This is a genomic window from Demequina phytophila (assembly GCF_000971135.1).
Taxonomy (GTDB): domain Bacteria; phylum Actinomycetota; class Actinomycetes; order Actinomycetales; family Demequinaceae; genus Demequina; species Demequina phytophila.
In genome coordinates this window covers 164504-191095 of record NZ_BBLW01000005.1, presented here as the reverse complement: position 1 = coordinate 191095, position 26592 = coordinate 164504, and the positions used below count along the sequence as shown (strand labels likewise).

Here is a 26592-nt window from a genome sequence, read left to right as displayed (position 1 = left end):
GCCGGTAGAATCGAGCGAGTGCCCGAGACCCCTGCCGACGCTCCCCCCAGCCACGTCATCGACCCCGACGACCTCGCCACCACGCTGCGCGTGCTGGCGTCGCTGAACGACGTCGACGAGGACCACCCGGACTTCAGCACGGTCCGCAACGCGACGGCGGCGATGATCAAGGCCGTCAAGCAGAGCCGCAGGCGCGACCGCCGCGCCGCGATCGCCGAGGCGGACTCGGCCGTGGTCGCGGCCACCGCGACCGGCGCCGCCGACAGGATCGACGACGAGACCCGCGGGCTGACGCTCGAGGCGCGGGCCTCGGCGCCCACCGCGGGCACCTACCTCAAGGCGCGTCCCTGCTACATCTGCAAGCAGAAGTACACGCAGGTCGACGCGTTCTACCACCAGCTCTGCCCGGCTTGCGCGGCGACCGGGCACGCGAAGCGCCACGCGCGCACCGACCTGCGCGGCAAGCGCGCTCTGCTCACGGGCGGGCGCGCGAAGATCGGCATGCACATCGCCCTGCTGCTGCTCCGTGACGGTGCCGACCTCACCGTCACGACCCGGTTCCCGCGCGACGCCGTGCGTCGCTTCGCGGCCATGCCCGACGCCGCGGACTGGCTCCACCGGCTCACTGTGGTGGGGATCGACCTGCGCGATCCCGCCCAGGTGGTCGCGCTCGCGGACTCGGTCGCGGCGCATGGACCGCTCGACATCCTCATCAACAACGCCGCTCAGACGGTGCGCCGCTCCCCCGGCGCGTACGCGCCGCTGGTCGAAGCCGAGTCTGTGCCCATCCCGCACGGGCTGTGGGAGGACGGCAAGGGGCCGCACCTCCTCACGCTTGGCCGCACCAACGACGCGCACCCGCTCAGCATCGAGTCGAGCGTCGCCACGCATCCGCTCCTCGCGTCCGCGCATCTCGATGAGATGGGCGCCGGCGCCGCGGCCGCCGAGGCGCAGCGCCTCACGGACCTCGCGCTCGCGCCCGGGTCCTCGTCGCTGGAGAGGCTCGCGGACGGCACCGCCATCGACGCGGGCGGGCTGGTGCCCGACCTCCACGACACCAACTCGTGGATCCAGGCCGTCGGCGAGGTCACCCCGCTCGAGCTGCTCGAGGTGCAGCTGTGCAACTCGACCGCCCCGTTCATCCTCATCAACCGCCTGCGTGCGTCGCTCGCTCAGGCGGCCGCCGCATCGTCCACCGGTCGCTCCTACGTGGTGAACGTCTCCGCGATGGAGGGCGTGTTCGAGCGCGGCTACAAGGGCCCCGGCCACCCGCACACCAACATGGCGAAGGCGGCGCTCAACATGCTCACCCGGACCAGCGCGCGCGAGATGTTCGAGACGGACCGGATCCTCATGACCAGCGTCGACACGGGCTGGATCACCGACGAGCGTCCTCACCCCACCAAGGTGCGGCTGGCCGAGGAGGGCTTCCACGCGCCGCTCGACCTGGTCGACGGCGCCGCCCGGGTGTACGACCCGGTGGTGCGCGGCGAGGGCGGCGAGGACCTCTTCGGGGTGTTCCTCAAGGACTACGCGCCCTCGAAGTGGTGACGGCGTGATCCGGCTGCCCGCGCCCGGGCATCGCGTGGTGGTGCGGTACCTGTTCGAAGACGGGCAGGCGACCGATGCGCTGGGCACCCTCGTCAGCGTGGACGCGGCGGAGGTGGTGGTCGAGACCCGGCGCGGGACCGTGCGGATCGTGGGCGACACCATCATCGCCGCCAAGGAGGTGCCACCGGCGCCTCCACGTCGCACGGTCTGACCCGCTCGCTCAGGCCGCTTCGCACCTGGCCTTGAGGCCGTTCGCCTCGTGGTGGAGGTACTCGTCGGTGAGGCCCCGGTAGACGCGGCCCATGAGGGGGCCGAGCAGCCCGCCCTGGGTGATCGACAGTGTCACGTGGGTGCCGCCGTCGGGCAGCGGGTCGACCTCGTGGCGGGCCGTGGTGGCGAGGCCGGGGTGCGTGGCGACCCAGGTGAAGGAGTGGCCGGGATCCAGCTCGGTGACGGCGTAGTCGGCGTCGGCGAGCCTGGGTTGCGCCACCTTCACGTGGGTGCCCACATGGAGCGGGGCGTCGTCGGACCGGGTCACCGACGTGACCGTGGGTGTCCACTCCGGCCAGTGGTCGACGTCGCTCAGCACCGCCCACACCCGGTCGGGCGGGGCCGCGATGTCGATCGCGACGCTCTGGGTCACGCCTTGATTGTCGCCCCGGTCGGGGCTGTGCGCGAGCGGTGGCGACGGCGCCCTCAGGCCTCGCGGATCGCCACGCCGCGGAGCCGCTGCACACCCAGGTAGGCGGCGGTCACGAGCACGCCCACGTAGACGTCGTTCTCGAACCACCCGAAGGTGGTCTGCTGCGCGGGGCCGAACGTGGTCGGGTAGTAGAAGATCGAGATTCCGAGGAGCACCGCAAGGTAGCCGAGCACGGTGAGCTGCGCCCAGCGTGCCGGGCGTCCGGAGAGCCAGGCGATAGCGAAGGCGACGCCGTAGAAGGCCCAGGCGAGGGGCGTGGTGACCGTGAACGTCGGGTCCTCGATGCCGGCGAGCCAGGCGTAGACGGTGTGGGCCGCGGAGAGGGTGAACGCCGCGAGCAGGATGCCGCGCAGGTGGCGGCCGTAGGAGGCGGTGCGCGGCTCGACGGAGGGGACTGTCGGAGCCTTGACGGAGGGTGCGGGGACGGCGGACATGGTGGTTCCTTTCGTGGAGGGACGGCCGTTGCCGCCCGCCTCCCAGCCTTCTCGCCCGGCCCCGTTCGCCACACCCACAGCGGACCCACACCGGCGCCACACCGGCCGGGGTCCTGGGCGTCCTCCTGCGGCCGGACGTCCACCCTGTTAGCGTGCCGACGTGGGCCACGACATCACGCCCGAGGGGGTCGGCGCCGTCCTGCGGCGCCTGCGCGAGTCGCGCGCGCTGACCCAGGAGGAGCTGGCGGAGCGTTCCGGCATCACCGCGAAGGCGATCGGCGCGCTCGAGCGGGGCGAGCGCCGCCGCCCGTACCCTCACACCGTGCGTGCCCTCGCCGAGGGGTTGGGGCTCACGGAGGATGAGCGGGCCGCGCTCGTCGCCGCCGTGCCCGGCCGGGTCGTGGCGGCGGAGCCGGGGGCTCGATCGGATCGCGACCCTGCCTGGCCCGATGCGGCGGCCGCGCCCGTCGCCACGGCCACGCCGCTTGCACCTCCCGGCGACCTCGTCGGGCGCGAGTCCGAGATCGCGGACCTCCGCGCCCTGCTGGCGGGCGGGCACCACCGGCTCATCACGCTGACGGGCCCCGGCGGCATCGGCAAGACGAGTCTCGCGCTCGACGTCCTCGGGACCGAGGCGGACCGCTTTCCCGGCGGCGCCGTGGCCGTCGACCTCTCCCCCGTCCGCCAAGCCGTGCACGCGCTCCCCCGCATCGCGGCGGCGCTCGGCAGGCCCGACCTCATCGACCAGGACCCCCTCGGCGAGCTCGCACGCCACCTCCACGGCGCACCGGTGCTGCTGGTCCTCGACAATCTCGAGCAGGTCGCCGGCATCGCGGCCATCCTCGCCGACCTGGTCGCGCGGTGCCGCGGACTCGTCGTGCTCGCGACCAGCCGCGCGGCGCTGAGGATCCGTGTCGAGTTCGAGTTCTCGGTATCCCCGCTCACCCTCCCTGCCTCGACGGCGAGCGATGCCGTGATGTCCTCGCCCGCGGTGCGGCTCCTGCTGGATCGCGCGGGCGCCGCGGGCCGCGAGCTTCCCCGGACCGGAGAGGACGCCGCCGCGCTCGCCGCCATCGCGCGACGGCTCGACGGGATCCCGCTCGCGCTCGAGCTCGCCGCGCCGGGCCTGCGTCTGCTCACGCCCCGGGCGCTGCTCGCCATGCTCGGGCGGGTCGATCTCGGCGGCGCGCCGCAGGACCTTCCTCCGCGGCACCTGAGCATGGAGCACGTCCTCGAGTGGAGCATGGACCTGCTCGAGCCCGAGGAGATCGTCCTGTTCGAGCGGCTGTCCGTCTTCATCGGGGGCTTCTCCCTCGACGCCATGGAGGCCGTCGCGACCGATGTCCGCCTGGCGGGCGCGGTGGGCGGCGGTTCAGGCGTGTCGTCGTGGCCCGTCCTCGCGGCGCTCCTCGAGCAGTCCCTGGTGATGCGCATCGATGTGCCTGGGGGCGAGCCGCGCTACCGCATGCTCGAGCCCGTGCGCCGGTACGCCATGGCGCGGCTGCACGCCGCTGGCGGCGCGCACGCCGCCGCGGATGCGCATGCCGCGTACTTCCGCACGGTCGCGACAGCCGCAGCCGCCGGTCTCGAGGGTGCCCGGCTGATCCCCACGCTCGACAGGCTGGACGCGGATCACGGCAACCTGCGCGCGGCGTTCCTGCGCCTGGTGGAGCTCGATCGCGACAACGATGCGGGCGAGCTGGCGGCGCGGCTGTGGCTCTACCTCGCGCTCCGTGGCCACGCGCGCGAGGGGCTCGAGTGGCTCGACCGCGTCGGCGCCGGGCTCCAGGACGCCACCCGCTGCCGGGTTCTCACGGCGCGGCTGGGGCTGCTGCTCCTCACCGGCGAGCGCGTCGCGATGGCGCGGGAGTCCGACCGCGCCTCCGCCGCATGCCGGCGCGTCGTGGATCCGTCCATCACGTGCGTCAGCCTGACGCTGCTCGCCCAGGCGGCCGTGTTCGCGGGTCGCCTCGATGCGGCGTCGTCCGTGCTCGACGAGGCCGAGTCGCAGGCCCGGGCGGCCGGAAGCGCGTGGGTGCTGGCCCATGCCCGGATCGCGCGGGCTCAGGTGGCGCTCGCGTCCGGCCATCTCGTGCTGGCCGGGGCGGAGGTCGCGGACGCGGTCGATCGCGCGCGCGAGCTGGGCAACCCGTTCACCCTCGCGACCGCGCTCAACGTGCACGCGACGCTCGCGGAGATCGAGGGCGACGCCGGCGCCACCGCGGCGCTTCTGGGCGAGTCGGTGGCGCTCTCGGTCACCGGTCGGTTGAGCTGGACGCTGGGCTACGCCCTGCCCGCGCTCGCCGGCGTCGCGCTGCGCGTCGGCGATCCCAAGTCCGCGGCGTGGCTGTTCGGCGCCGCCGCGGCGGTCTCGGTGGCGGATGCGGTGGATCCGACCTTCCCGATCGCGCGCACGCTCGCCGACCGCGGTCTCGAGCAGGCGCGTGTCGCGCTCGACCCGGCCGCCTTCGCGCGGGAGTGGGCCGACGGCCGGGCCGCGGACGGGGCCGCGATCGCCGGACGATGCGCGACCGTCACCGCCCGCGCAGGCGCCGCACGTACCGGTTGAACTGCCACGCGCCGACGGTGCGCAGCACCACGCGGACCGGGACGGGCAGGGTGGCAAGCATGCGCGCGCGCTCGTCGGGCTCGGCATCCTCCAGGACCAGCCCGAACATGATCGGCAGCTCGCTTGTCGACATCACCTCGGTGCCGTGCTGTCCCATCTGGCGCCACTCCGCATCGGTGACATGGCGGTAGGCCAGCGGAAGGATCTCCCGCTCCTCGAGGTCGAGGTGCTCGAAAAGCGCGGCGCTGAAGCCCTCCACCAGGGCTGCGAGTTGCTCGCCTGCGGCCGCCGTGGGGTGCTCCTGCCAGGCGGCGAGGGCCGGCCCGACGGCCTCGATGTGCGCATCCACGCCATGGTGCTGCGCCTGCATCGTCTCGACGAGGCCCGTCGACGGCGCGGCACGCTCGAGCAGCAGCGGCCACAGCACGATGTCCTCGCCGGTGTGGTGCATCTCCAGCCCCGCCATGCACAGACGCAGGTGCTGGGCGACCACGGCGGCGCGGCCCGGATCGCCGTGGGCGGTCGCACGGATATACGTGGGGACGATGCCGAACTCGCGCCGGAAGGCGCGGTGGATCACCACCATCTCCTGGATGTCGGGGCGCTGGTCGTGCGGGACGGTCGCGGTCATGGCGGCTTCTCCTTGCGTGGGTTGCTGGTGCCACCAGGCTCACGCGCGGCGTCGGCCCACCCCACCCACAGCGCCCCCACGGATGGCCCACACCGGGGCGGATCCGCGGCAGCCACGATCAGCCCGCGAGAAGGCCGTCCGGGTCGAGCACCTCGGTGGTCGTGGTGAGGGTCTGCTCCCCGCCATCCCACGTCACCTTGACGACCAGCGCGCCGGCGAGGTCGGCCACCTCGTTGAGGTAGTCGCCCGTACCCTCGAGGTGCCGCGTGTCCTCCAGTTCGATCCCGCGGGCGCCATCGGACGGCACCTCGGAGCGCGGCGTGTCCGCAGGGTAGATGTGGTCGACGCCGTCGACGGGGAGAGTCGCCGCACCGGCCGGGATGTAGTCATCGAGACCCTCATCTAGGACGACCGCGACCGCGACGTCGTCGAGCACATCGTCCGAGGTGTTGGCCACCGTTCCGCTGATGCGGAGCGCGGCTCCCTCGTCGGTCGCGACGATCGCGACGGCGGGATCGGTCAGCTCGAACGCGTCCGCGTCGCCCTGGGCGCCGGTGCAGCCGGCCAGCGCCGCGACCGCGGTGAACGCGAACGTCAGCCGGACGTATGGCCGCACCTGCGCCTTGACTTCTGCCTGCTTCATAGCCGTCGCCCCCGGTGGTGCATCGTCGCTGGTAGTCGGAGGCTAGCGCACCCACACGCCGGGCTCAACGGCCCGGGTACCCAAAGTTCTGCACCATCGGGCTATCGCGGCCGTGCGAACATCGTGAGCACGGCACGATGCCATGAACCGCGAGGAGGAGCCGCGTGACGACTGTGGAACCTGGGGCTCCCGCATGCGCAGCGCCCGAGGTCTCGCGCGCTGTCGAGGCGCTCGCGGGCCGGACCATCGCCGCGCTCACCGGCGCAGGCCTGTCGACGGACTCCGGAATCCCCGACTATCGCGGGGACGGCTCCCCTCGGCGGACGCCCATGACCTTCCAGGACTTCGTGGGAGATCCGGCGAAGCGGAGGCGCTACTGGGTGGGTTCCCACCTCGGTTGGAGGACATTCTCGGCCACGCGTCCGAACACGGGCCATCTTGCGCTCGCCGGGCTTGAGGACGCCGGCGTCGTCTCGGGGCTCGTCACGCAGAACGTCGACGGACTCCACCTGCGAGCTGGCTCTCGCCGCGTGGTCGAACTGCACGGCAACATGCGGGGCGCAACGTGCCTCGCGTGCGGCACGCGGTGTGCGCGCGAAGAGGTCGCAGCTCGCCTTGAGAGGGACAACCCCGCCCTCGCGCTCCCCGACGGCGTACGGCTCGGACCCGACGGCGACGTGCTGCCGGAGTCCTGGGAACACGTGGCGGTTCCCGATTGCCAGGTGTGCGGCGGGATCCTCAAGCCCGATGTCGTCTTCTTCGGGGAGCTCGTGCCCGCCGAGCAGACCCGCGCGGCCGAGCGCATCGTCGACGACGCCGAGGCGCTGCTGGTCGCGGGCTCATCGCTGGCCGTCAACTCCGGGCTGCGACTGGTGGAGCGCGCGCGTCGCCGCGGGCTTCCGATCGTGATCATCAACCGGGGCGCCACCAAGGGCGACCGCCGCGCGCACGTCAAGCTCGACGCCGGCACCACCGAGACGCTCGAGGCCCTCGCGTCCGCGTTGACGTAGCGCGTAGACGCGGGCACCGTGCGGGGCTCCCTGGCTACCCGCGGCTAGGCTTTCGTCGTGATCGGCCCCCACCCGCGCATCGTGCCCACCCGCGCCCTCCTCCTTGCCTTGGCGGCTCCGTGAGCGAGATCTTCGACGTGCTGCGGCGCTGGCCCGATGTGGAGGCGCCCGGGCTTGTCGCCGTCGATGCGGCGGATCGATTGATCTTGGACGAATCGGCGGAGCTGCGCGCCTCTGCCCAGGCAGATGGCATCGTGGCGATCAACGACACCTACGGCGCGCTGACCCTCGGGGCGGCGCATCCCGGCGCGAGCGGGATCCGCACGCATATCGACGCGCTCACAGGCGAGCGCGCGCTTGAGGCCAACGCCTCTCGCCTTGGGCTGGCCGACCGCTTCCGTCCGCTCCCCCTCGACGCCGAGCTGGTGCGCGGGGCACGCATCGTTCTGCTCCGCCTGCCCCGCTCCCTCGACGCTCTCCGCGACATCGTCGGCCTGATCGCCGCGCATGCCGACCCCGGAGTGGTCGTGGTCGCGGGCGGGCGGCTCAAGCACATGTCGGTGTCGATGAACGACGTGCTTCGCGAGCACTTCGGGCAGCTGGACATCAGCCATGCCCGACAGAAGTCGCGGGCGCTTGTCGCCCGCGCGCCGCGCGATGGTCGTGATCCCATGCCTGCCGGCGCGCGGGTCGAGGGCCTCGAGGTGCGCGCGTACGGCGGGGTCTTCGCGGGCGCGCGGCTCGACATCGGGACTCGCCTGCTGCTCGAGCACCTTCCCGACGCTCCGACCGGCGGGACGCCGAGCGATCCGTTGATCGATCTGGCCTGCGGCACGGGAGTCATCGGTGCGTGGATGGCGACGCGATATCCCGGTGCGCATGTCTACTCGTGCGACCAGTCGGCCATCGCGGTCGCGTCGGCACGGGAGACGATGCTCGCCAACGGCATCGCCGAGCGCGTCACCGTGGTACGCGACCACATCCTGGGCGCCAGGCCGTCCGATAGCGCGTCCTTCATCGCGTTGAACCCGCCGTTCCACTCGGGCGCCGCCGTGACCGACCTCATCGCGCCGCGCATGTTCGAGGACGTGGCCAGGGTCCTGCGCTCGGGAGGTCAGCTGTGGTGCGTGTGGAACTCTGGGCTCAAGTACCGGCCGCTGCTCGAGCGTGCGATCGGGCCCACCGAGCAGGTGGCGCGCAATGCCAAGTTCACAGTTACCGTCTCGACGCGTCGATGAGGACTGCCGGAAAGCGTCGCTTGAGTATGGGTCTCGACGTGCTCTCGCTCCTTACGTCGCCATGGGGGGCGGACAATTGGCCTCGCTTTTCCATGCGTGCGCCACATGCCGCACTCGCGACGCTCGAGCTCTCGCCTCCCGCAGAGCGACACGCCAGCGTCAGCGCGGCTGTGGTGCCGTCCAGGGCCAACCGTGGAGCGAACGTCACCCGTTGTCGAGCGCAGCGCGCACCCGTCATGTCAACGCGGATCGGCCACGGTCCCCGCCTTTCCCTGCAAAGCAAACTTGCCCACGCAGTAGTTGGCATAGGCGTTCAAGTTGATCGCGTGAACCCCACCTACGTCCGCCGCTGGGATTCGATACAGGCCCATGCCGCCGTCCACGATGAAGAACTCGTCGACCTCGCCCGGACCATTTGTACGGCGCACTCTGCCTGAACGAGAGAGGAACACCTCCCACGACGAGCCCTCGCGCGAAGTCGTCGTCTTCACCTGGACCCGAATCAGTTCAGACCGCAATTCAACGAGCAGATCGTAGGGCTCCGGCTCGAGCGGCCACGACACGGCACCACCATGCATCATGAACCACGCCGCCGAAAGCAACGGACCCACGCGAGCGCGCCGGGATTGCATACTCGCGACGGGTCGCCGACCAGCAGCGTCGCCCTCGGCGCCGGAGGGGCTGTCGCGGCCGACATCCGACTCTCTGCCGCGTTCCCTCGTGACTGCATTGCCCGCCTCGCCGAGCGGCCCTGCAAAGCGCGTATATTCCTCCGGCTCGTCCGTCGCAACCGACGGTCGCGCGTCGAGCTCGACTAGCCGCCCCGCGCTGTGAAAGTGCCCATAGTCGATACCGGCGCGGATAGCGGACTGCCGAACGGACGCAATTGCACCACCCGAGGTTGCCATGAGGCCAAGGCACCGGAGCACACCACGCCATGAATCCGACACCGCAACTGCGGCCGCTAGTTGTTCTCGGGAGTCGGACGTCGAGCGAGCCATGTTCGAACACTAGTTCGACTCTCAGACACTCGCATAGATGGCCCGCATGCGGCGCGAGCCGCCACGATCCACGCACGCGGTGCGATATCAGGTCGGGGGTCAGCACAAAGGCCGCCCTTCGCGGCATCTACCAGAAAGAACGGCCTCCGTCACGTCGGGCTGAGTAGTGCCCCATAGAGTGGTGTAGCCCTCGACGGTGGCAAGCCTCCTCGTAAATGAGGAAGCGGCCACCGTGAGGACCTTCGAGTTCACCTTGGACAGTCTCTCGAACGGAACATCACGATGACCGCACCCCACATTGTCGACCCTGCCCGCGTGCTGGGCAATCTCCTCACCGACGCATCGCCCGACATGATGCGCTCGCTGCTGCAGACCATGATCAACGCGCTGCTCAGCGCCGACGCGGACGCCGTCTGTGGAGCCGAATGGGGCCAGCCGTCTGCTGACCGCGTCGCGCAGCGCAACGGCTACCTTCACCGACCCCTCGACACGAGGGCCGGCACGATCGACGTCGCCGTGCCCAAGCTGCGCTCGGGCACGTACTTCACAGAGTGGCTCCTCGAGCGCCGCAAGCGCGCCGAGTCGGCGCTGATCACCGGCATCGCGGACTGCTACCTCGCAGGCGTGTCTACCCGACGGATGGACAAGCTGGTGAAGACCCTCGGCATCGACGGGCTGTCGAAGTCGCAGGTGTCGCGCATGGCGGCCGACCTCGACGAGGCCGTCGCCGCCTTCAGACACCGCCCGCTCGATGAGGCCGGCCCGTTCACGTTCGTCGCCGCAGACGCGCTGACGATGAAGGTCCGCGAGGGCGGCCGCGTCATCAACGCCGTGTGCCTGGTCGCCACCGGCGTCAACGGCGACGGCCACCGCGAAGTCCTCGGACTCCAGGTCGCCACCAGCGAAACGAAGTCCGCCTGGAACACCTTCTTCGCCGACCTCGTCGCCCGCGGCCTTGCCGGCGTCCGCCTCGTCACGTCCGACGCCCACGCGGGCCTCGTCGAGGCCATCGCGGCGAACCTACCCGGGGCGGTGTGGCAGCGCTGCCGCACCCACTACGCGGCGAACCTCATGGCCGTCACCCCGAAAGCGCTGTGGCCGGTCGTGAAGTCCATGCTGCACTCCGTATACGACCAGCCCGACGCAGCATCCGTGCACGCCCAGTTCGACCGCCTCCTGGACTACACGAGCGACAAGCTGCCCGCCGTCGCCGACCACCTCGAGGCAGCCCGCGACGACCTCCTCGCGTTCACGACGTTCCCCAAGGACGTGTGGACCCAGATCTGGTCCAACAACCCCGCCGAACGGCTCAACAAGGAGATCCGCCGCCGCACCGACGCCGTCGGGATCTTCCCCAACCGCGACGCCATCATCCGCCTCGTCGGCGCAGTCCTGGCCGAGCAGACCGACGAGTGGGCCGAGGGACGGCGCTACCTCGGACTCGAGATCCTCGCCCGCTGCCGCCTCACCCCCGTGCCCAACACCGGCATCGAGGAGGTGACCGAGCCCTACGCACTCACCGCCTGACGAAGGAAACCGCTACACCACTCCACGGGACTTGACCTCGGGCTGACAGGATTTGAACCTGCGACCCCTTGCAGCAACCGGTCTCTTTCCGGTCATTCACGGTTGTTCCCGGAACTCACGGATTCCCTCAAGTTGTTCGGGAACCGGGCGGTCCGTCGTTCACGAGTGTATCCGGACATTCACGGTTGTTCACGGTTGAATCTGATGACAATTTGATGAGGTCGCGCCGCTCGCGACGGTCGACGAAACAGCAGTCCCCGTTGATGCCGGGTCGAGCCGGCAGGGCGATCACGCGACTCGGGATCGAACACTGGCAAGTGCGGTGTCAGACACCGGGCGCCGCCTCACGACTCGCGGTGCGGGGCGATGACTTCCGACATCGGGGAGGCCCTGGACGGGAGGAACCCGTCCAGCCAAGGAAGGATCAGGTCCACCGTCAGCCACCGGGCGACTGGCGCCATCGCAAGCGCCCAGCAGATGGAGGCGATCACGTCCGTGGGGTAGTGCAGCCCGTCGCTGACCACTGCCACGGAGATCGTGGCGATAGCGATGACGCCCCCGAGGATCGCCGCGGTCGCCCACCGGGTCTCCTTGAGCAGATAGAAGACCGCGATCGCCAGCGCTGCGACGAACACAGTGTGGCCACTGGGAAACGAGCCGTCGCTCTGTGCGGGCGAGAACGGATGCGCGAGTGCCGCCATATCCGGGCGAGGGCGAGCGACGACGACCTTGAAGACCTCGGTGGGGAGCCAGGTCAACGCGACGACTCCGCTGAACGCGAGGGCAAGCCGCATGTCTCGGCTTGCCTTCCACACGACGGCCGCGAGCAGCATCACGAGCGGGATCGCGATGATCGGTTCAAGCGCGCGGTACAGGCCGCTTGCGATGACGCCCCAGAGACCGACGTGCAGCTCGTTGAGCCCCCGGACGATCCCCGCGTCCACCGGATGACTCCGCAGGGCGAATCCGAGGGTGAACAGGAGGACTGCCATCGCGGCGACCGCGCCGACAGCCCTACCGAGGCTGACGGTCGGCCGCAGCAGGTACGGCCGGACTCCGCCTTGCTGGGCGATCACCGGAGGCTGTCCTCGGCGACCGGCACCTCCTGGCTCGAGTCAGCGGCGTTGCCCTTTGCGCTGCGGGCACGACGCAGCGCTCCGATCGCGATCGGCAGCAGCGACACCACGACGACGACGATCATGAGTGCGTCGATGTTGTTCGCGACGAACGGGATGCCTCCGAGCAGGACGCCGACGGTGGTCATGCCGACGACCCACAGGGTGGCGCCGATGACGTTCCACAGCAGGAACCGGCGGTAGCGCATCGCGGCGGTGCCCGCGGCGAGGGGCACGTAGGTGCGGACGATGGGCACGAATCGGCCGAGCACGAGGGAGAAGCCTCCGTAGCGGGCAAAGAACTGTTCGGCTTCCTCAAGTCGGTCTAGTCGGAGCACTCGTGAGTCGGGCTTGAACAAGCGGCGTCCGACGCGGCGGCCGAGCAGGTATCCGACCTGGTCGCCGAGGATCGCGGCGGGCACTCCGACGAGCATGATCTGCCACGGGGTAATGCCGAGAGCGCCTGCGAGGATCGCAGCGGTGACGAGCAGGGAGTCTCCCGGCAGGAACGGGAACAGGACGCCGGACTCGATGAAGATCATGAGCGCGATGCCGAGCAGCACCCACGGTCCGAAGGCGTGCAGCAGCGTGCCGGTGTCGGGCACGAGGCTGGTGTGGAGCCCGATCATAGGTGAGGTCCGTTCATGGTGAGGTGTCGCATCAGGGTGCCTTTCGATCTCGATGGTGGGGTCTGGGCAAGTTCTGGTTGGGCTCGTTCAACGCCCCGCGCAGGCGGGTGGGGGGGGACGTAGGCGGACGACGCTCGAGTGGGCTGGTCACGTGCCGTCCCGCTCATCGAATGAGGGGGCGGTGCGGAGCGTGAGGACGAACCTGGCACCCTTGGCACCGTCTTCGACGGTGATCGTGCCGCGATGCGCATGCACGATCTCCTTGACGATCGCGAGTCCCAGTCCGCTCCCGCCGCTGTCGCGTACCCGGCTGTCGTCGAGTCGGACGAAGCGTTCGAAGATGCGCTGGCGGTCATCGGCGGGCACACCCGGACCGTCGTCCTCGACCTCCAGCTCGACGGCGGCACGATCGGGCCGCAGTTGGACGCGCAGATCGATTCGCGCGTTTGCGGCTCTAACCGCGTTGTCGACCAGGTTGCGGATCGCGCGTTCGAGTGCGGCGCGGTCGCCGTACACGCGTGCAGGCGGTGCTTCGACGTGCACGTCGAGGCTGGAGCGGAGCCTTGCACGTCGCGCTGCGTCGAGGACCAGATCCTCCAGGTCGACCTCGGCGAGGTGGAGCGTGGTTCCGTGGTCGTCGAGCCTCGTCAGAAGGAGGAGGTCACTGACGAGCGAGTCGATGCGGTCCAGCTCGGCAAGCACGTCGCCGTCGGGACCGCTGGCACCGCCGTGCAGATCGGAGATCTCGTAGGCGGCCCGGATCGTCGCCAGTGGGCTCCGCAACTCATGCGAGGCGTCCGCGACGAACCGTCGCTGCCGATCCACGCTCGACTCGAGGCGTGCGAGCGCACCGTTCATCGTGCGCGCAAGCTGAGAGATCTCGTCGTCGCCCGCGGGTTCCGGCACACGCGCGTCGAGCTGTGCGGTGCTTTGAATCTGACTCATGTGCCGGCGCATCGTCTCCACCGATACCAGCGCCCGGCCGGCAACGACGTACGAGGCGAGCGCGACGAGTCCGAGGATGATCGGGAAGCCGATCAGGAGGAGTCTGACGACGACGGCGGTGGAGTCGGCGACGAGCTCGAGGCTGCGCGCGACGACGACGGTGGCGACATCGTCGGGCGCGGCCACTCCCCTGGCGACGACGACGAACTCGTCGCCTTCACCCAGGGGGAGATTCGACGCATGAACGACCTCGGTCTGGCCCGTGCCGGTCGTCAGATCGGTCAGTGCCTGCTCGCCCTCGATGGACGTGGACGACGCGACCACCGCGCCATCGGCGTCGATGATCTGCACGAACCACTGTTCCCCCGCCCCTGTCGCAAGGTCGCTGGGCGGCGTGGCTGCATCGAGTGCGACGGCGATCTCGTTCGCCTGCTGGACAGTCTCGGAGGTGATCGAGTCCACCAGCATCTGGCGCTGCGCGACGACGAAGATCGCACTGCCCGCCGCAAGTAACAGTGCCACCGCTCCGGTGGCGGCGAGGACGATGCGTGCACGCACGCCCCGCACACGCCTCACCGCGAGCCCCCGCGGTCGTCGTCAAGCACGTATCCGACGCCCCGGACCGTTCTCAGCGTGCGGCACCCGAAGGGCACATCGATCTTGCGTCGCAGGTAGCCGACGTAGACCTCGACCACGTTCTCGTCGCCCCCGTAGTTCGCGTCCCAGACGCCTTGGAGGATCTCCAACTTCGACACCACGGTCCCCGCATGGCGCATGAGGAAGTGCAGCAACCCGAACTCGCGCGGCGTCAGCATGATCGACTGGCCCTCACGGCTGACCGTCTTCGCTGCAGGATCCAATGCCAGCCCGCCGACGCTCAGCATCACCGGTCGCGCGCGAGCCGCGCGCCTGACCAGTGCCCGCAGGTGCGCGACCAGCACGACGAACGAGAACGGCTTCGTGAGGTAGTCATCCGCCCCGAATTCGAACGCCTCCACCTCGTCGAACTCGCCGTCCTTGGCGGTGAGCATCAAGATTGGCGTCCACACCTCCGCTCGGCGAAGCGCCTCACAGACGAGGTAACCGTTCATCGAGGGCAGCATGATGTCCAGCACGATGACGTCGTACTCGCCGGTCATCGCCGCCTCGAGGCCGTCGACCCCGTCATGGACCGCCTCGACCACGAAGCCCTCCGCGACAAGGCCCCGTGCGACGGTGCGGGCAAGGCGCCGTTCGTCCTCGACGATCAACGCACGCATCGGACCTGGGTCTCTTCCATGCCCCGGATCCTCGCGCAGCGACCCTGAGAGGAGCCTGAGAGCGTCCTCAGCCGCTTTCAGGATCCTCTCAGGGGCGCCTTGCGAAGGTGAGGACCGTCGACGCGAACGACGATCGACGGAACAAGGAGACCTACCATGACGACGCTGAAGCGCAAGCTGGCTGCGAGCGGGACGGCGCTGGCCCTCGCAGGCCTGGCCTTCGGTGGTGCGACTGCGGCAAACGCAGCCACCCCCGACCCTGCTGCCACCCAGGACACCACGACCGCCATGGCTACGGAGTCGGCGGACACCGAGACCGCGGATGACGCGAACGAGGTCGAGGGCGTGGACGAGGCAGACGACGCCACCGAGGTCGAAGGCGTCGAGGAGGCCGACGACGGCGCCGACCAGGGGCCGGACGCGAACCCGAACGAGCCTGGACACCAGGACGCCGACGAGACCGGCGAGACCGACTGACGGCCTGCCAACAAGACAGAGGGTCCCGCGTGCCCCCGCGCGGGACCCTCTTCATGCATTTCGACACGGTCGAGGCTGGACAGACACCGACACTATGAGGTGCCCCGAGGCCCTAAGCCTGCGCTAAGTCTCATGGGTTGTCCTTGGCCCCATGACAACCCGATCCACCACAGATCCCACCGCCCGACGCTCACTGGAGCCGTTCCTGAACAAGGTTCCGGCGATCACCGCGACCTTCTGGCTCATCAAGGTGCTGTCCACGACGGTCGGCGAGACCTTCGCCGACTACCTCACCGTGCAGGTCGGTCTCGGCTGGGCCATCACCGACGGAGCGATGCTCCTGGTGCTCGCCGCAGTGCTCACCGGCCAGCTGCGCTCTCGACGCTACGTTCCGGTCCTGTACTGGTCGACGGTGGTGCTCGTCAGCATCGTCGGCACCCAGATCACCGACCTCTTCACCGACATCTTCGGGGTCAGCCTCTACGTCAGCACCGCGGTGTTCGCTGTGCTCCTGGCGATCGTCTTCACCGTGTGGTGGCGCGAGGAGCGCACCCTGGCGATCACCTCGATCGACACGCCCCGCAGGGAACGCTTCTACTGGGGGGCGATCCTGGTGACGTTCGCGCTCGGCACCGCCGCAGGTGACCTGGCCACCGAGGCGCTGTCGCTGGGCTTCCGCAACGGCGCACTCATCTTCAGCGGCCTGATCCTCGCGGTGTGGGCTGCCAAGAAACTCGGCCTGAGCACGGTCGTCGCGTTCTGGATCGCCTACGTACTGACCCGCCCGCTCGGAGCATCGCTCGGCGACCTCCTGTCGCAGGACAAGGCCTACGGCGGCATCGGGTTGGGTGCGGAGACCACGAGCATCCTGTTCTTCATCGTGATCGTCGGCCTCGTCGCCCGCGAGCAGCTGGTCGTGCGCCGTCACGGCATCCGCACCAAGGGCCAAGCACCTGCCGTGCACCCTGCACGCGACATGGCCTGGGCCGGCTCGGGCGCGGTCGCAGTCGCCGCCGCCGCCTTGCTGATGGCTCCCGCCGCGACCGCCACGACCACCGACGTGTCTAGCGCGCGCACCGCGATCGAGGCGGACGCCACCTCCCCGATCGGTGACCTCACCTCGATCGCGGTGATCGTCGACGACATCGGGTCGCTGGTGGACACCGGTGATCTTGCGGGCGCGAAGGCCCGCGCGAAGGACCTTGAGGTCGCGTGGGACTCGTCTGAGGCTGCGATGAAGCCGCAGTCGCCTGCGGACTGGCATTCCATCGATGGCGCGATCGATGAGACGCTTACCGCAGTGCGAGCCGGCACGCCCACGCAGGACGCGTGCGCCACGGCCGTCACCGCCTTGCAGTCGACGATCGCTACCGTCGAAGGGGAGTCGTAAGCGCAGGAAGGACGGTCATGCGGGTGTTGCTCGTCGAGGACGACGCGATGGTGGGCGCCGCCTTGGTCGGACGCCTCGAGGACGACGCCTACGCGGTGGACTGGGTGCGCGATGCCCGGTCTGCCGCGGCAAGCGTCCAGACGCACACCTACGACGTCGTCCTGCTCGACCTAGGGCTTCCGGACGTCGACGGCACCGAACTGCTCGCCGCACTGCGGCGCGGCGGCGAGGGCACTCCGATCATCGTCGTCACCGCACGGGACGACGTAGGCAGCAGGGTGACCAGCCTAGACGGTGGCGCTGATGACTACATCGTCAAACCGTTCGAATCGGTCGAGCTGATGGCACGGATGCGCGCGGTGCTCAGGCGGCGCGGCGAGGTCACCCAGGCGGCGACGCTCGACATCGGCGACCTGCACCTGGAGCTCGACAGCCATGTCGCGATCCTCAAGGACGGCACGCGGGTCGAGCTGCCCCGCCGCGAGTTCGCGGTCCTTCGCGCCCTCATGTCGCGGCCGGGCGCGATCCTCTCCCGCACCGATCTGGAGCATCAGGTGTACGGCTGGGGCGATGAGGTCGAGAGCAACGCGATCGAGTACGCGATCCACGGCTTGAGGGCGAAGCTCGGCAGCGACTCGATCCGCAACATCCGTGGCGTCGGGTGGATGGTGCCGCGACAGGAGCAGGGCGCGTGAGCATGCACTCGATCTCTGGCCGTCTGTCGGTCACGCTCGCCGCCCTGACGCTCGTCGTCGCGTGCCTGGGCGGAGCGTGGTCATATCGGTCGACGTTCACCAGCGCCAAGAGCCTGCAGGACGACGTGCTGACTCAAGTCGCCACGCTTGCCGCCAGCGCCGCACAGGCTGACTCGACGCTCACGACGGACAGCCCCGCCGCAGACGACCCGACCACCGACATCGACATCACCTCGCTCGCCGCCGCGGGCCTGCCGTCGGATACCACCCCGGGGTTGATGACGGTGACGATCGACGGAGTTCCCGAACGGATCGCGATCGCACGGATCGGCGACGGGCCCGCTGTCGTCGCCGCCCAGCCGGTAGCCGCGCGCACCGACATCGCCCGCTCGGCGGCGCTTGCGGCGATCGTGCCGTTCTTGATCCTCATCCCCGTGCTACTCATCGCGCTCGTGCTCGCCACGCGACGTGCGCTCGCCCCCGTGCGCGCCCTCGCCGACGAGGTCGCCCATAGCGACGGCGCCGACATGCCCTCGTTCGATGCGGCACGAGCGCCGCGCGAGCTCCAAGGCTTCCTCAGTGCCCTCAACATCCAGCGCGAGCGTGTGGCGACGACGGTCGCACACGAGCGGCTGTTCATCATGCAGGCCGCGCACGAGCTGCGGCTGCCGCTGACCGCGGTGTCGCTGCAACTCGAACGTGCGGCGCTTGCTCCCGATGACACCCAGCTTCGTGCGCGGCTGGAGGATCTCGGCGAGGGCGTCGCCCGCTCACGACACGTCGTCGAACAGCTCCTGACGCTCGCTCGCGCCCAATCAGCACCGGACTCCCACACGAGTACGGAGGCGTTCACCACGGTGCTGCGCTCGGTGCTCGCCGACGTCCTGGCCGACGCGGACAGCGCAGGAGTGGAGCTCGAGGTCGTGGCCGGCGCCGACAATCCCTCGCTTGTGCCGGTGGTCGCGGCGACGTCGGCGCTGCGCAATGCCCTCGACAACGCGATCAAGCACGGCAGCGACGGAGCGAAGATCGTCCTGTCGGCCGCGTCCGAACGCGAGCAGCTGATAGTGACGGTGGACGACGGCGGGCCGGGCATCGACGACATCGACCAGGCGTTGCGACCGTTCGTGCGCAAGGCGGGATCCGGCCCCGAGGGAAGCGGATTGGGGCTGGCGATCATCGTCGAACAGATGCGCCGCATCGGCGGCGAGGCGTCGATCAGCCCTACACGCCTCTTCCCCACGGGAACCCAGGTGCGTCTCGCGTTCCCACTCGCGCCCACCCCGGCGACGTCTGGGCCCGCACCGGATCGCACGGATGCCGAGGGAGCCGCACCATACTGATGCGCGTGCCATGGAACCTGATCGTCGGAGTCGCTCTGCTGCTCGTCCTCGCGATCGGCGCGCTCACGTTTGCCGGCGTGCCGCAGCGGCGCGCGATCATTCTCGCGTCGCTGCGCGCCGCCGCGCAGCTCACCGTCGTCGCTCTGGCCCTTCGAGGCGTCTTCTCCGCACCGCCGGTGGCGATCGTGGTGCTCACCGTGATGCTCGCCGTCGCTACCTGGACGGCGGCGCGCAGGATCGCAGAACATGAGCACGCCCTCGCGTCCGTCGCGGTCGCGATTCTCGCTGGCGCGTCCGTCACCGTCACGATCGTGGTGGGCCTGCCGACCCTCACCCGCGACCTCCGCACGCTGATCGCGGTCTCAGGCATCGTGATCGGGGGCGCGATGACCGCCGCCACCCTCACCGGCCGCAGACTCACCGCGGCGCTGCGCGATCACCGCGACGAGGTCGAAGCGTGGTTGGCCCTGGGTGCTACGCCACGCGAGGCAGTGCGACCACTCACCCGACTCGCGATCCACGAGGCGCTCGTGCCCGCGCTCGACCAGACCCGCACCGTGGGCCTCGTGACCCTCCCAGGCGCATTCGCAGGCGCACTCGTCGGCGGAGCGAACGTGGCCGAAGCGGCTCGATTCCAGGTCGTCGTCCTGATCGCTCTGCTGTGCGCTGAAGCGATCACCGCGGTCGTGCTCGCCCATCGCCTCGGGGCACCCGAACGTCTCCCCGCGCCCATCTAGCAGGCATCACAGGCAGACAAGGGGGCTCTCACAGTCCTCTCATCGCCCGCTCTCTAGCGTCGTGGGCATGACGACCGCAGCCATCTCCATTCGGAGCCTCACCCATCGGTACGGCCCCACCACCGCCCTCGACGGCCTCACCCTGCACATCCCCGAAGGCGAGATCTTCGGCCTGCTCGGACACAACGGCGCCGGCAAGACCACCACCGTGAGCATCCTGACCACGCTCCTGAAGGCCACCTCCGGTACCGCATCCGTCGCGGGCCACGACGTGCGCGAGGCGTCCCACCAGGTACGTCGATCGATCGGCTACCTGCCCGAGAACGTCTCCTTCTACGACGACCTCACCACGATGGAGAACCTCACCTTCTTCGCCCGCCTGTCCGGTCTGCGCCGCCCCGAGGCGCGCATCGGCGAGGTACTGGAGTTCGTGGGCTTCACCGGCCACGACCGCGAACGAGTCGGGACGTTCTCCAAGGGCATGCGCCAGCGCGTCGGCCTGGCGCAGGCGCTGATCCACCAGCCCGCGGTGCTGTTCCTGGACGAGCCCACCTCAGGCCTGGACCCCGAAGGCGTCAAGGCGCTGCGCGAGCTGATCCTGCGGGTCAACGCGGACTGGGGCACCACCATCTTCATGAACACCCACCTGCTGTCCGAGGTGACGAAGACGTGCACCAGCATCGGGATCCTGCGATCAGGCCGCCTGGTGCACCACGGCACACTGGCCGACACGGTCGGCGCCTTCCCCACGGACGACGCGCTCGAGCGTGCCTACTTCGCGGCGGGGACCACCACCTCATGAGCACCATCCTCACCGCCGCCCGCCATGAGCTGCTCGCGAGCGTGCGCGCGAAGGCGCCGTACGCGCTCGTGGCGGCGTTCCTCGGGATGGTGGCCGCATCCACCTTCATCGGCTGGCGCACCTCCGTGACCGTCACCTCGATCTACGACCAGGTGCTGGCAGACGGGCTCACCACCCAGCCCAACCCGTTCACCGACGTGTCGCCGCTGTACTACGTGCGCAACACCGTCATCTACGTCCTGCTCATCGGCTCACTCATGGCGGCCACCCTCGGCGTGCAGTCCGCGCTGCGCGACCGCAAGGCCGAGACCGCGGCCCTCATCGGCACGCGCCCCGTGGACGGACGAGCGCTGCGGGCGGGACGGCTGCTCGGGCTCGGCCTCCTGCTCGCGGCCCTCGTGGGCATCACCCAGATCATCACCTGGATCAGCGTCAGCGCACTCGTCGGAGGTCCGCTGTCCGCGTCGGAGACCCTAGCGATCGCGGGCTTCGGGGTGATCACCTGGCTGCTGCTGATCGGATTCGCCGGCATCGGAGTCCTCTCGGGGCGGCTGCTTCGGCGCGAGCGCACCGCGCTGCTCGCACCCGTGGTCGCGTGGGCCGTCATCGCATTCGTGATTCCGCAGCTCGGCACCGCGGCTCGGCCCGTCTCCCTTCTCAATCCGGTCCCTCTTCCCGCGCAGGACTCGGGCGCCTTCTCCTGGCTGTCCCAGGTGCTCTCGCCGCTGGCGATCACCGAGCACTTCAAGACGGCCTCAGCCGCGCTGCTGGAGTCCTCGTCCACAGGCTCACCGCTCGCGTCGGCCCTGATCGTCGCCTTGTTCGCCTGCCTCGCACTCGCCGCCGCCGTCCTGATCCGCGCCGACCGCACCACGGGAGGAACCCATGAATGAGACCCTCACGCTCGCTCGCAAGGAGCTGCTCGACCTGCGCCACGACCGCATCGTCTGGATCGTGCTCGGCACGCTCGGCGTCGCCGTCGTCCTGTCCGTGATCGTCGCCTCCCTCGACTACCGCGCCCAGCTTGCCGACTACGAGGCGTATGTCGCCCAGGTCACCGCGTCCGGCAGCGGAGTCACTCCCGCCGCCCCGCAGCTGTTCCCGCTCACGCTGCTGCGGGGCGGCATGGAGTACGTGGAGGTGCTCGCCGCGCTCTTCGCCCTCATGATCGGCTACGGCGCGATCGCGAAGGAACGCTCGCGCGGCACCGTGGACCTGCTTCTCACCCGCGCCCGCTCCGGTACGTCGATCGTGATGGGCAAACTTGCCGGGCTCGCAGTCCTGTGGGCGGCGATCATGGCGGCGATCGTCGTCATCGCGCTCGCCTCCGTCGCGATGATCGGCGGGGCGACGATCGGGCTGCACGAAGTGGCGCGAGTAGCGCTCGCCGGAGTTGCGGGCTGGGTCTACGTCCTGTTCTGGAGCGCCGTCGCTGTCGCCGTCACGACGCTGACCCGCAATTCGACGGGAGCCCTGCTCACCCTGCTGGTCGCGTGGCTCGTGGTCGTGCTCGTCATCCCTCAGATCGGCGACACGATGGACCCTGACAACCAGGTGCCCGGCGGACTGTTCAAGGCCCTCGCGATCGCGAAGACGGACGAGCACGCGGTGCTTGACCACTTCACCGCGTATGAGAGCGCCCGCAACGGTCTCGAGGTCAGCTCCATCTCCAAGCTGTACGAGCGCTTCACGTTCGCGACGCTCGGCATCAAGGACACGTACAACGGCCAGAGCCTGGCTTTCATATGGGACGGCACGTTCCGCTACGTCTACGGCGCGCTCGCCTTCACGGCCGCCGCCCTCACCCTCGCGGCGGCATCCGGCCGCCGCATCCACACCCTCAGGAGGTCCTGATGAACCACCCGCTCCACCGCCGCATCGCAGCCGCCACCACCGCCGGCCTCGCAGGCCTCGCGCTCCTCACCGGCTGCTCGACGTCCGCCGCCCCGGCGACCACCGCGTCGTCCACGTCAGCCGCGACGGCGACAACAGCCACGTCCGCCGTCCTTCCCGTCGCCTCCGACCCCATCGTCGACGACTCCACCACCCCGGGGCTGGAGGTCACCCAAGTGCTGTTGGAGGACAACACCGACGCCTCAGGCGCCGACGTCCCCGACTGCCTCCAGGTGACGATCTCGAACACGTCGCCGCAAGAGGCCACCGGCCTCGAGATGTACTACACGATGACCGACACCACCACCGGCGCCTCGGAGTCCTACTACCAGGCGCTCGACGGCGTGACCATCCCCGCGGGAGGCACCGTCACCGTGTGGTTCGACGGAGGCGCCGGCACCGGCCACTTCCCCGAGAACGCCTACAGCGTCTACCGCTCATCGACGAACGAGATCGACTTCACCGTCGAAGTCGCGGCGTCGGGGCTCCAGATCGCCACCGGCACCGGCATCAAGAGCCCGGGTGGCGCCGAGCAGGCCGACTGAGCCACGTAGCATCAGGACACCACCGAGGCGCACCGAAAGGAGGGACCTGGGATGAGGATCCTCGTGGTCGACGACGAACCGAAGCTCACCTCGATCATCCAACGCAGCCTCACCGAGGTCGGGTATGCGGTCGATGTTGCCCACACGTCCGACGCCGCCCTCGAACAGGTGGATGTCGAGTCCTACGACCTGTTGATCCTCGACGTGATGCTCAACGGATCCCCGATGGACGGCTACGAACTGTGCGCCGAGGTCCGCCGGTCCGACCCGGACGTGCCGATCCTGATGCTCACCGCCATGGGCACGATCGCCAACCGGGTCACCGGATTGGACGGCGGAGCCGACGACTACGTGGTGAAGCCGATCCACGTGCTCGAGCTGCTGGCCAGGGTACGGGCACTGCTGCGCCGCTCCCCCAAGGCAGACCACCCTGTCCTGACCGTCGGCGAGGTGGCGCTCGACCCTGCCTCACGAGAGGTCACCTGCCGCGGCCAGGACATCGAGCTCACCGCCAAGGAGTTCGCCGTTCTCGAGTACCTGATGCGCAACGCGGGACGCGTGGTCAGCACCAGCGAGCTGATCGACCACGCGTGGGACTCGAACTACGAGGGCTACTCCAACGTGGTCCAGACCTACGTCCGCTACCTTCGGCGCAAGCTCGACGCGGTAGGCGCCAGCGATGTCATCCAGACCCGGCGTGGCGCCGGCTATGTGATGGAGGTCCATTCGTGATCGTCCGCAGGACCACCATCCGCCTCACGCTCATGTTCACCGCCATCATGCTCGCCGTGGTCGCGCTCGCCTTCGTGGGAATCTACGTGTTCGCCGCCTTCGCGTTCGACTTCGACGCCGTGTCCACCGACACCGGAATCGTGAACGAGGATGCCGTTGATCACGCGCTCGAGAACCTACGAGACGTGCTTCTGATCTCCTACGCAGTGCTCCTCGTCGTCTCACCGATCGTCAGCTGGGCGATGGCGCGGCTCGCACTCGGCCCCCTGAGGCGCAGCTACGAGGTCCAGTCTCAGTTCATCGACGCCACGTCGCACGAGTTCAGGACGCCGCTCGGCATCCTCATGGGAGAGATGTCGTGGGCACTCCTCAAACGCCGCTCCGTCGACCAGTACGAAGAGTCTCTGCGCACCTCCCTCGAGACGGTCGAGTCCCTGTCCCACCTGACCGAGCAGCTTCTCCTGCTATCCCGTGACGACCGCGTCGAGCTCGCCTCCTCACGCGAACGGCTGCCCCTGGCCGAGGTCGCCGCCGAGGCGGCCGAGCTTGCGATCCGGGAGCACGACGCTGAGGGTCGTGTGGCGCTCAACTTCGAGGACGACGTCGACGTGCTCGTGTCGCACGACCTCATGGTCAGCGCCGTCCGCAACCTGATCGACAACTCACTCAAGTACTCGGGACCCGAGGGGCAGGTGACGGTAGCCGTCGCCCACCACGGGAACTCCGCGCTCCTCGCCGTCACCGACGACGGCCCCGGCCTCAGCCGTTCCGACTCAGACAGAGCATTCGAACGGTTCTGGAGGGCGCCCGCCGTCGCTGACATCACAGGACACGGCATGGGCCTCCCGCTCGTGCGCAGCATCGTGTCCGCGCACGGAGGGAAGGCCGAGCTCAAAGGGATCGACGGCGGCGGCGCGATCGCGACGATCACCCTCGACGCCGCGTAGCCGAACCGAGGCTCCGAGCTACGCCCTGACGAAGTCGTGACCCTTGCGACTGCCGCACGCGGTAGCTTCGCGGGAACGGCGCGCGCACCAGTCCTACTGAAGGGCGTTCACCGAGACTCGCTTGAGGCCCAGCGTCTTCAATCCGACCGGCAGTGGGCAAGCACGACCGGCCGATTGCCGCCTGCAGACAAGCAGAAAGGCCGGCCTCGACTTATCGAAACCGGCCTTTTACCAGGGATTTCTCCCGAGTCGGGCTGACAGGATTTGAACCTGCGACCCCCTGCAGGGACCGGACATCTTCCGGTCCTTCACGGTCGTCTCGGAATCTCGCGAATTCCCTCGGATTACTCGGGAACGTGGCGGCTCCCTCATCCCGACTGTACCCGGTCATCTCCGGTTGGTCCCGGTTGAATCTGATGGGATCTTGATGGGCTCGCGATCCAGGTCGCCGGAAACCCGTGAGTTCGGCAGAGCCGCGTCCTGGGGCATCGCTGCGAACGCCTCAGCGACCCAATCAGCGATGAATGACGCGACGTAGGCCAGGTGATCGATCGAGATGTGCTCGGTGCCACCCTCCGGCTCATCGAACACCCTCAGCTCACGCTTGGGGCTGTTGACCGCCTGCTCGTACGAACGGTGCGCCATCGCAAGAGGGATCTGGCGGTCGTTCGCACCATGGGTGATGAGGAAGGGCACCGAGATCCGCTCGACCACGCCGTCGAGGTGCATGTCCTTGGTGCGCTCGAGGAAGTCGTCCGTCCCCGATGCACCCCACACCCACTGGACGTGCTGCCAGTAGTGCGGCACCGGGTTCTCCCCCTCCCGGTCGAGTCGGCGGCGCTGCACCGCGGCCCAGTCGTGGTTCGCGCCCCATGCGACCACGAGCCGCAGCCGCTTCTCGAAGGCCGCCGCGCGCGGAGCGTAGTAGCCGCCCAGCGACCAGCCGACGATGCCCGCACGGGATGCGTCCACATCGTCCCGACCCTCGAGGAAGTCGACGCACGCGGCGGCCCAGACCTCGGTGTCGTGCCGCGCGGTGAGCCCGCGCATGCGCAGCGCCTCGCCGGATCCGGGGGTGTCGACCATGAGGGTCGAGATCCCACGCCTGGCGAGCATCTGCGGGAACTGCGAGTAGTACATCATCTCCTTGGTGGAGTCGAGCCCGTTCCACTGGATCATCACCGGCGGCTTCTCGCCTGGCGCGACCACCCCGGGGTCCGCCCGGTAGAGATAGCCCGGCAGGCTTGCGTCGCCGTAGGGGATCTCGACCGTCTCGAGGGGTGCGCCCGAGAGCTCGACATGCCGCAGCAGGAGGTCGATCGACTTCTGGTAGGCGGCCTTGCGGCCCTCCCAGCTGGGAGACTGCAGGCGCTCGGCCTGCGACGTGTAGAGCGAGGCACGGTAGTACTTGTCGCCGGCGCCGATGAGCCGACCACGCGCGACATCGTCCTCGGCCGAGGCGATGAGCCGATCGGCCACCGCCGCCCACGACTCGTACAGAAGCTCGGTGCCGACGTCGTCGCCGTTGCGCGACGCCTCGAGCACCGGTTTGCAGGCGCGGTCCACCTCGTCGATGAGGCCGCCGTTGTTGAGAGCCGCGACCGCGGCCATGCTCCACACGTAGTTGGTCGGGAAGTACATGAACATGGGGGCTCCACACCTCGCTCGCGCCGTTGCGTCGCCCCCACCCTAGGGAGGTCGCCGCCCATCGACACAGAGACATTTGCCGATGCCGGGAATCACCCCCGGCGATGTGGATGCCGACACCGCCGCGTC

At 69.4% G+C, this 26592-nt stretch carries 27 protein-coding genes; 17 read left to right on the top strand and 10 right to left on the bottom strand.

All coding sequences use genetic code 11. From position 1 onward, the window contains the following. The first annotated feature begins 18 nt into the window (after positions 1–18). Positions 19–1551, top strand: coding sequence for an SDR family NAD(P)-dependent oxidoreductase (locus tag AOM01_RS09425; RefSeq protein ID WP_062292386.1), 1533 nt, complete (start codon positions 19–21; stop codon positions 1549–1551). A gap of 4 nt (positions 1552–1555) precedes the next feature. Continuing rightward, a complete protein-coding gene (locus tag AOM01_RS09420) occupies positions 1556–1762 on the top strand; it encodes a putative acetyltransferase (RefSeq protein WP_062292384.1) in 207 nt (68 codons plus the stop codon). Positions 1763–1771: 9 nt separating this feature from the next. Here AOM01_RS09420 and AOM01_RS09415 read toward each other — a convergent pair whose 3' ends face one another. After that, positions 1772–2194 (bottom strand): SRPBCC family protein, encoded by a 423-nt coding sequence (locus AOM01_RS09415; RefSeq protein WP_062292382.1) that lies wholly within the window; start codon positions 2192–2194, stop codon positions 1772–1774. A 53-nt stretch (positions 2195–2247) separates the two neighbouring features. Further along, positions 2248–2688: a hypothetical protein gene (locus AOM01_RS09410; RefSeq protein WP_062292378.1), complete on the bottom strand. Its 441-nt coding sequence runs from the start codon at positions 2686–2688 to the stop codon at positions 2248–2250. Positions 2689–2848: 160 nt separating this feature from the next. Here AOM01_RS09410 and AOM01_RS09405 point away from each other — a divergent pair, with 160 nt between their 5' ends. Further along, positions 2849–5257 carry an ATP-binding protein gene (locus AOM01_RS09405; protein ID WP_062292375.1) on the top strand — a complete coding sequence of 803 codons (2409 nt, stop codon included), beginning with the start codon at positions 2849–2851 and terminating at the stop codon, positions 5255–5257. Here AOM01_RS09405 and AOM01_RS09400 read toward each other — a convergent pair. Together AOM01_RS09400 and AOM01_RS09395 are read right to left on the bottom strand one after the other, a co-directional pair. Next, complete coding sequence (locus tag AOM01_RS09400; protein WP_062292373.1) at positions 5223–5888, bottom strand: hemerythrin domain-containing protein; 666 nt, start codon at positions 5886–5888, stop codon at positions 5223–5225. The genes AOM01_RS09405 and AOM01_RS09400 overlap by 35 nt on opposite strands. A gap of 118 nt (positions 5889–6006) precedes the next feature. Further along, positions 6007–6531, bottom strand: a complete 525-nt coding sequence (locus tag AOM01_RS09395; RefSeq protein ID WP_062292370.1) for a hypothetical protein — start codon at positions 6529–6531, stop codon at positions 6007–6009. 164 nt (positions 6532–6695) lie between these two features. Between AOM01_RS09395 and AOM01_RS09390 the strand changes: the two genes are divergently transcribed. Together AOM01_RS09390 and AOM01_RS09385 are read left to right on the top strand one after the other, a co-directional pair. Continuing rightward, the gene (locus AOM01_RS09390; protein WP_062292368.1) at positions 6696–7541 is read left to right on the top strand and encodes a Sir2 family NAD-dependent protein deacetylase; all 846 of its coding nucleotides are present in this window, start codon (positions 6696–6698) and stop codon (positions 7539–7541) included. Between the two features lie 119 nt (positions 7542–7660). Further along, positions 7661–8779, top strand: coding sequence for a class I SAM-dependent methyltransferase (locus AOM01_RS09385; protein WP_062292365.1), 1119 nt, complete (start codon positions 7661–7663; stop codon positions 8777–8779). Between the two features lie 239 nt (positions 8780–9018). Here AOM01_RS09385 and AOM01_RS14400 read toward each other — a convergent pair whose 3' ends face one another. Further along, entirely contained in the window at positions 9019–9687 is a 669-nt protein-coding gene (locus AOM01_RS14400; protein WP_156155920.1) for a group I intron-associated PD-(D/E)XK endonuclease, read from the bottom strand. Between the two features lie 375 nt (positions 9688–10062). Between AOM01_RS14400 and AOM01_RS09375 the strand changes: the two genes are divergently transcribed. Beyond that, positions 10063–11307, top strand: coding sequence for an IS256 family transposase (locus tag AOM01_RS09375; RefSeq protein ID WP_062292360.1), 1245 nt, complete (start codon positions 10063–10065; stop codon positions 11305–11307). Between the two features lie 344 nt (positions 11308–11651). On the opposite strand, the gene AOM01_RS09370 is transcribed toward AOM01_RS09375, so the two are convergent. The 4 genes from AOM01_RS09370 to AOM01_RS09355 form a co-directional block, all read right to left on the bottom strand. Then, entirely contained in the window at positions 11652–12383 is a 732-nt protein-coding gene (locus tag AOM01_RS09370) for a phosphatase PAP2 family protein (protein ID WP_062292356.1), read from the bottom strand. Beyond that, on the bottom strand, positions 12380–13051 hold the full coding sequence (locus tag AOM01_RS09365; protein WP_062292353.1) for a DedA family protein: 672 nt from the start codon (positions 13049–13051) through the stop codon (positions 12380–12382). The genes AOM01_RS09370 and AOM01_RS09365 overlap by 4 nt, the downstream gene beginning before the upstream one ends. Before the next feature lie 147 nt (positions 13052–13198). Further along, a complete protein-coding gene (locus AOM01_RS09360) occupies positions 13199–14554 on the bottom strand; it encodes a sensor histidine kinase (RefSeq protein ID WP_156155919.1) in 1356 nt (451 codons plus the stop codon). A gap of 14 nt (positions 14555–14568) precedes the next feature. Beyond that, on the bottom strand, positions 14569–15255 hold the full coding sequence (locus AOM01_RS09355; protein ID WP_062292348.1) for a response regulator transcription factor: 687 nt from the start codon (positions 15253–15255) through the stop codon (positions 14569–14571). 156 nt (positions 15256–15411) lie between these two features. Here AOM01_RS09355 and AOM01_RS09350 point away from each other — a divergent pair, with 156 nt between their 5' ends. The 11 genes from AOM01_RS09350 to AOM01_RS09300 all read left to right on the top strand — a co-directional run bounded on the left by AOM01_RS09350 (position 15412) and on the right by AOM01_RS09300 (position 24816). Then, complete coding sequence (locus tag AOM01_RS09350) at positions 15412–15732, top strand: hypothetical protein (RefSeq protein ID WP_062292345.1); 321 nt, start codon at positions 15412–15414, stop codon at positions 15730–15732. A 151-nt stretch (positions 15733–15883) separates the two neighbouring features. Beyond that, positions 15884–17122, top strand: coding sequence for a COG4705 family protein (locus tag AOM01_RS09345; RefSeq protein WP_062292344.1), 1239 nt, complete (start codon positions 15884–15886; stop codon positions 17120–17122). A gap of 17 nt (positions 17123–17139) precedes the next feature. Next, positions 17140–17817 carry a response regulator gene (locus AOM01_RS09340; protein ID WP_062292340.1) on the top strand — a complete coding sequence of 226 codons (678 nt, stop codon included), beginning with the start codon at positions 17140–17142 and terminating at the stop codon, positions 17815–17817. A 2-nt stretch (positions 17818–17819) separates the two neighbouring features. After that, positions 17820–19160, top strand: a complete 1341-nt coding sequence (locus AOM01_RS09335) for an ATP-binding protein (protein ID WP_062292338.1) — start codon at positions 17820–17822, stop codon at positions 19158–19160. 5 nt (positions 19161–19165) lie between these two features. Further along, positions 19166–19897 carry an ABC transporter permease gene (locus AOM01_RS09330; protein WP_228374267.1) on the top strand — a complete coding sequence of 244 codons (732 nt, stop codon included), beginning with the start codon at positions 19166–19168 and terminating at the stop codon, positions 19895–19897. Positions 19898–19964: 67 nt separating this feature from the next. Next, complete coding sequence (locus AOM01_RS09325) at positions 19965–20699, top strand: ABC transporter ATP-binding protein (RefSeq protein WP_062292332.1); 735 nt, start codon at positions 19965–19967, stop codon at positions 20697–20699. Further along, positions 20696–21592, top strand: coding sequence for an ABC transporter permease subunit (locus AOM01_RS09320; protein ID WP_062292329.1), 897 nt, complete (start codon positions 20696–20698; stop codon positions 21590–21592). The genes AOM01_RS09325 and AOM01_RS09320 overlap by 4 nt, the downstream gene beginning before the upstream one ends. After that, positions 21585–22553, top strand: coding sequence for an ABC transporter permease (locus tag AOM01_RS09315; protein ID WP_062292325.1), 969 nt, complete (start codon positions 21585–21587; stop codon positions 22551–22553). Before AOM01_RS09320 ends, AOM01_RS09315 begins: the two co-directional genes overlap by 8 nt. Continuing rightward, complete coding sequence (locus AOM01_RS09310; RefSeq protein WP_062292322.1) at positions 22553–23137, top strand: hypothetical protein; 585 nt, start codon at positions 22553–22555, stop codon at positions 23135–23137. Before AOM01_RS09315 ends, AOM01_RS09310 begins: the two co-directional genes overlap by 1 nt. 51 nt (positions 23138–23188) lie before the next feature. Next, positions 23189–23869, top strand: a complete 681-nt coding sequence (locus tag AOM01_RS09305) for a response regulator transcription factor (protein WP_062292319.1) — start codon at positions 23189–23191, stop codon at positions 23867–23869. Further along, the gene (locus tag AOM01_RS09300) at positions 23866–24816 is read left to right on the top strand and encodes a sensor histidine kinase (RefSeq protein ID WP_062292315.1); all 951 of its coding nucleotides are present in this window, start codon (positions 23866–23868) and stop codon (positions 24814–24816) included. Before AOM01_RS09305 ends, AOM01_RS09300 begins: the two co-directional genes overlap by 4 nt. Positions 24817–25203: 387 nt before the next feature. Here the strand turns inward: AOM01_RS09300 and AOM01_RS09295 are convergent, their stop codons facing one another. Next, positions 25204–26463, bottom strand: coding sequence for an alpha/beta hydrolase family protein (locus AOM01_RS09295; protein WP_062292312.1), 1260 nt, complete (start codon positions 26461–26463; stop codon positions 25204–25206). Positions 26464–26592: the final 129 nt, after the last annotated feature.

What these genes read in the sequence shown, in the direction of transcription:
- AOM01_RS09400 (WP_062292373.1), bottom strand. Translation starts at nt 5,888, where the DNA reads ATGACCGCGACCGTCCCGCACGACCAGCGCCCCGACATCCAGGAGATG.
- AOM01_RS09345 (WP_062292344.1), top strand. Translation starts at nt 15,884, where the DNA reads ATGACAACCCGATCCACCACAGATCCCACCGCCCGACGCTCACTGGAG.
- AOM01_RS09395 (WP_062292370.1), bottom strand. Translation starts at nt 6,531, where the DNA reads ATGAAGCAGGCAGAAGTCAAGGCGCAGGTGCGGCCATACGTCCGGCTG.
- AOM01_RS09310 (WP_062292322.1), top strand. Translation starts at nt 22,553, where the DNA reads ATGAACCACCCGCTCCACCGCCGCATCGCAGCCGCCACCACCGCCGGC.
- AOM01_RS09355 (WP_062292348.1), bottom strand. Translation starts at nt 15,255, where the DNA reads ATGCGTGCGTTGATCGTCGAGGACGAACGGCGCCTTGCCCGCACCGTC.
- AOM01_RS09365 (WP_062292353.1), bottom strand. Translation starts at nt 13,051, where the DNA reads ATGATCGGGCTCCACACCAGCCTCGTGCCCGACACCGGCACGCTGCTG.
- AOM01_RS09350 (WP_062292345.1), top strand. Translation starts at nt 15,412, where the DNA reads ATGACGACGCTGAAGCGCAAGCTGGCTGCGAGCGGGACGGCGCTGGCC.
- AOM01_RS09320 (WP_062292329.1), top strand. Translation starts at nt 20,696, where the DNA reads ATGAGCACCATCCTCACCGCCGCCCGCCATGAGCTGCTCGCGAGCGTG.
- AOM01_RS09325 (WP_062292332.1), top strand. Translation starts at nt 19,965, where the DNA reads ATGACGACCGCAGCCATCTCCATTCGGAGCCTCACCCATCGGTACGGC.
- AOM01_RS09305 (WP_062292319.1), top strand. Translation starts at nt 23,189, where the DNA reads ATGAGGATCCTCGTGGTCGACGACGAACCGAAGCTCACCTCGATCATC.
- AOM01_RS09315 (WP_062292325.1), top strand. Translation starts at nt 21,585, where the DNA reads ATGAATGAGACCCTCACGCTCGCTCGCAAGGAGCTGCTCGACCTGCGC.
- AOM01_RS09410 (WP_062292378.1), bottom strand. Translation starts at nt 2,688, where the DNA reads ATGTCCGCCGTCCCCGCACCCTCCGTCAAGGCTCCGACAGTCCCCTCC.
- AOM01_RS09335 (WP_062292338.1), top strand. Translation starts at nt 17,820, where the DNA reads ATGCACTCGATCTCTGGCCGTCTGTCGGTCACGCTCGCCGCCCTGACG.
- AOM01_RS14400 (WP_156155920.1), bottom strand. Translation starts at nt 9,687, where the DNA reads ATGGCAACCTCGGGTGGTGCAATTGCGTCCGTTCGGCAGTCCGCTATC.
- AOM01_RS09340 (WP_062292340.1), top strand. Translation starts at nt 17,140, where the DNA reads ATGCGGGTGTTGCTCGTCGAGGACGACGCGATGGTGGGCGCCGCCTTG.
- AOM01_RS09375 (WP_062292360.1), top strand. Translation starts at nt 10,063, where the DNA reads ATGACCGCACCCCACATTGTCGACCCTGCCCGCGTGCTGGGCAATCTC.
- AOM01_RS09295 (WP_062292312.1), bottom strand. Translation starts at nt 26,463, where the DNA reads ATGTTCATGTACTTCCCGACCAACTACGTGTGGAGCATGGCCGCGGTC.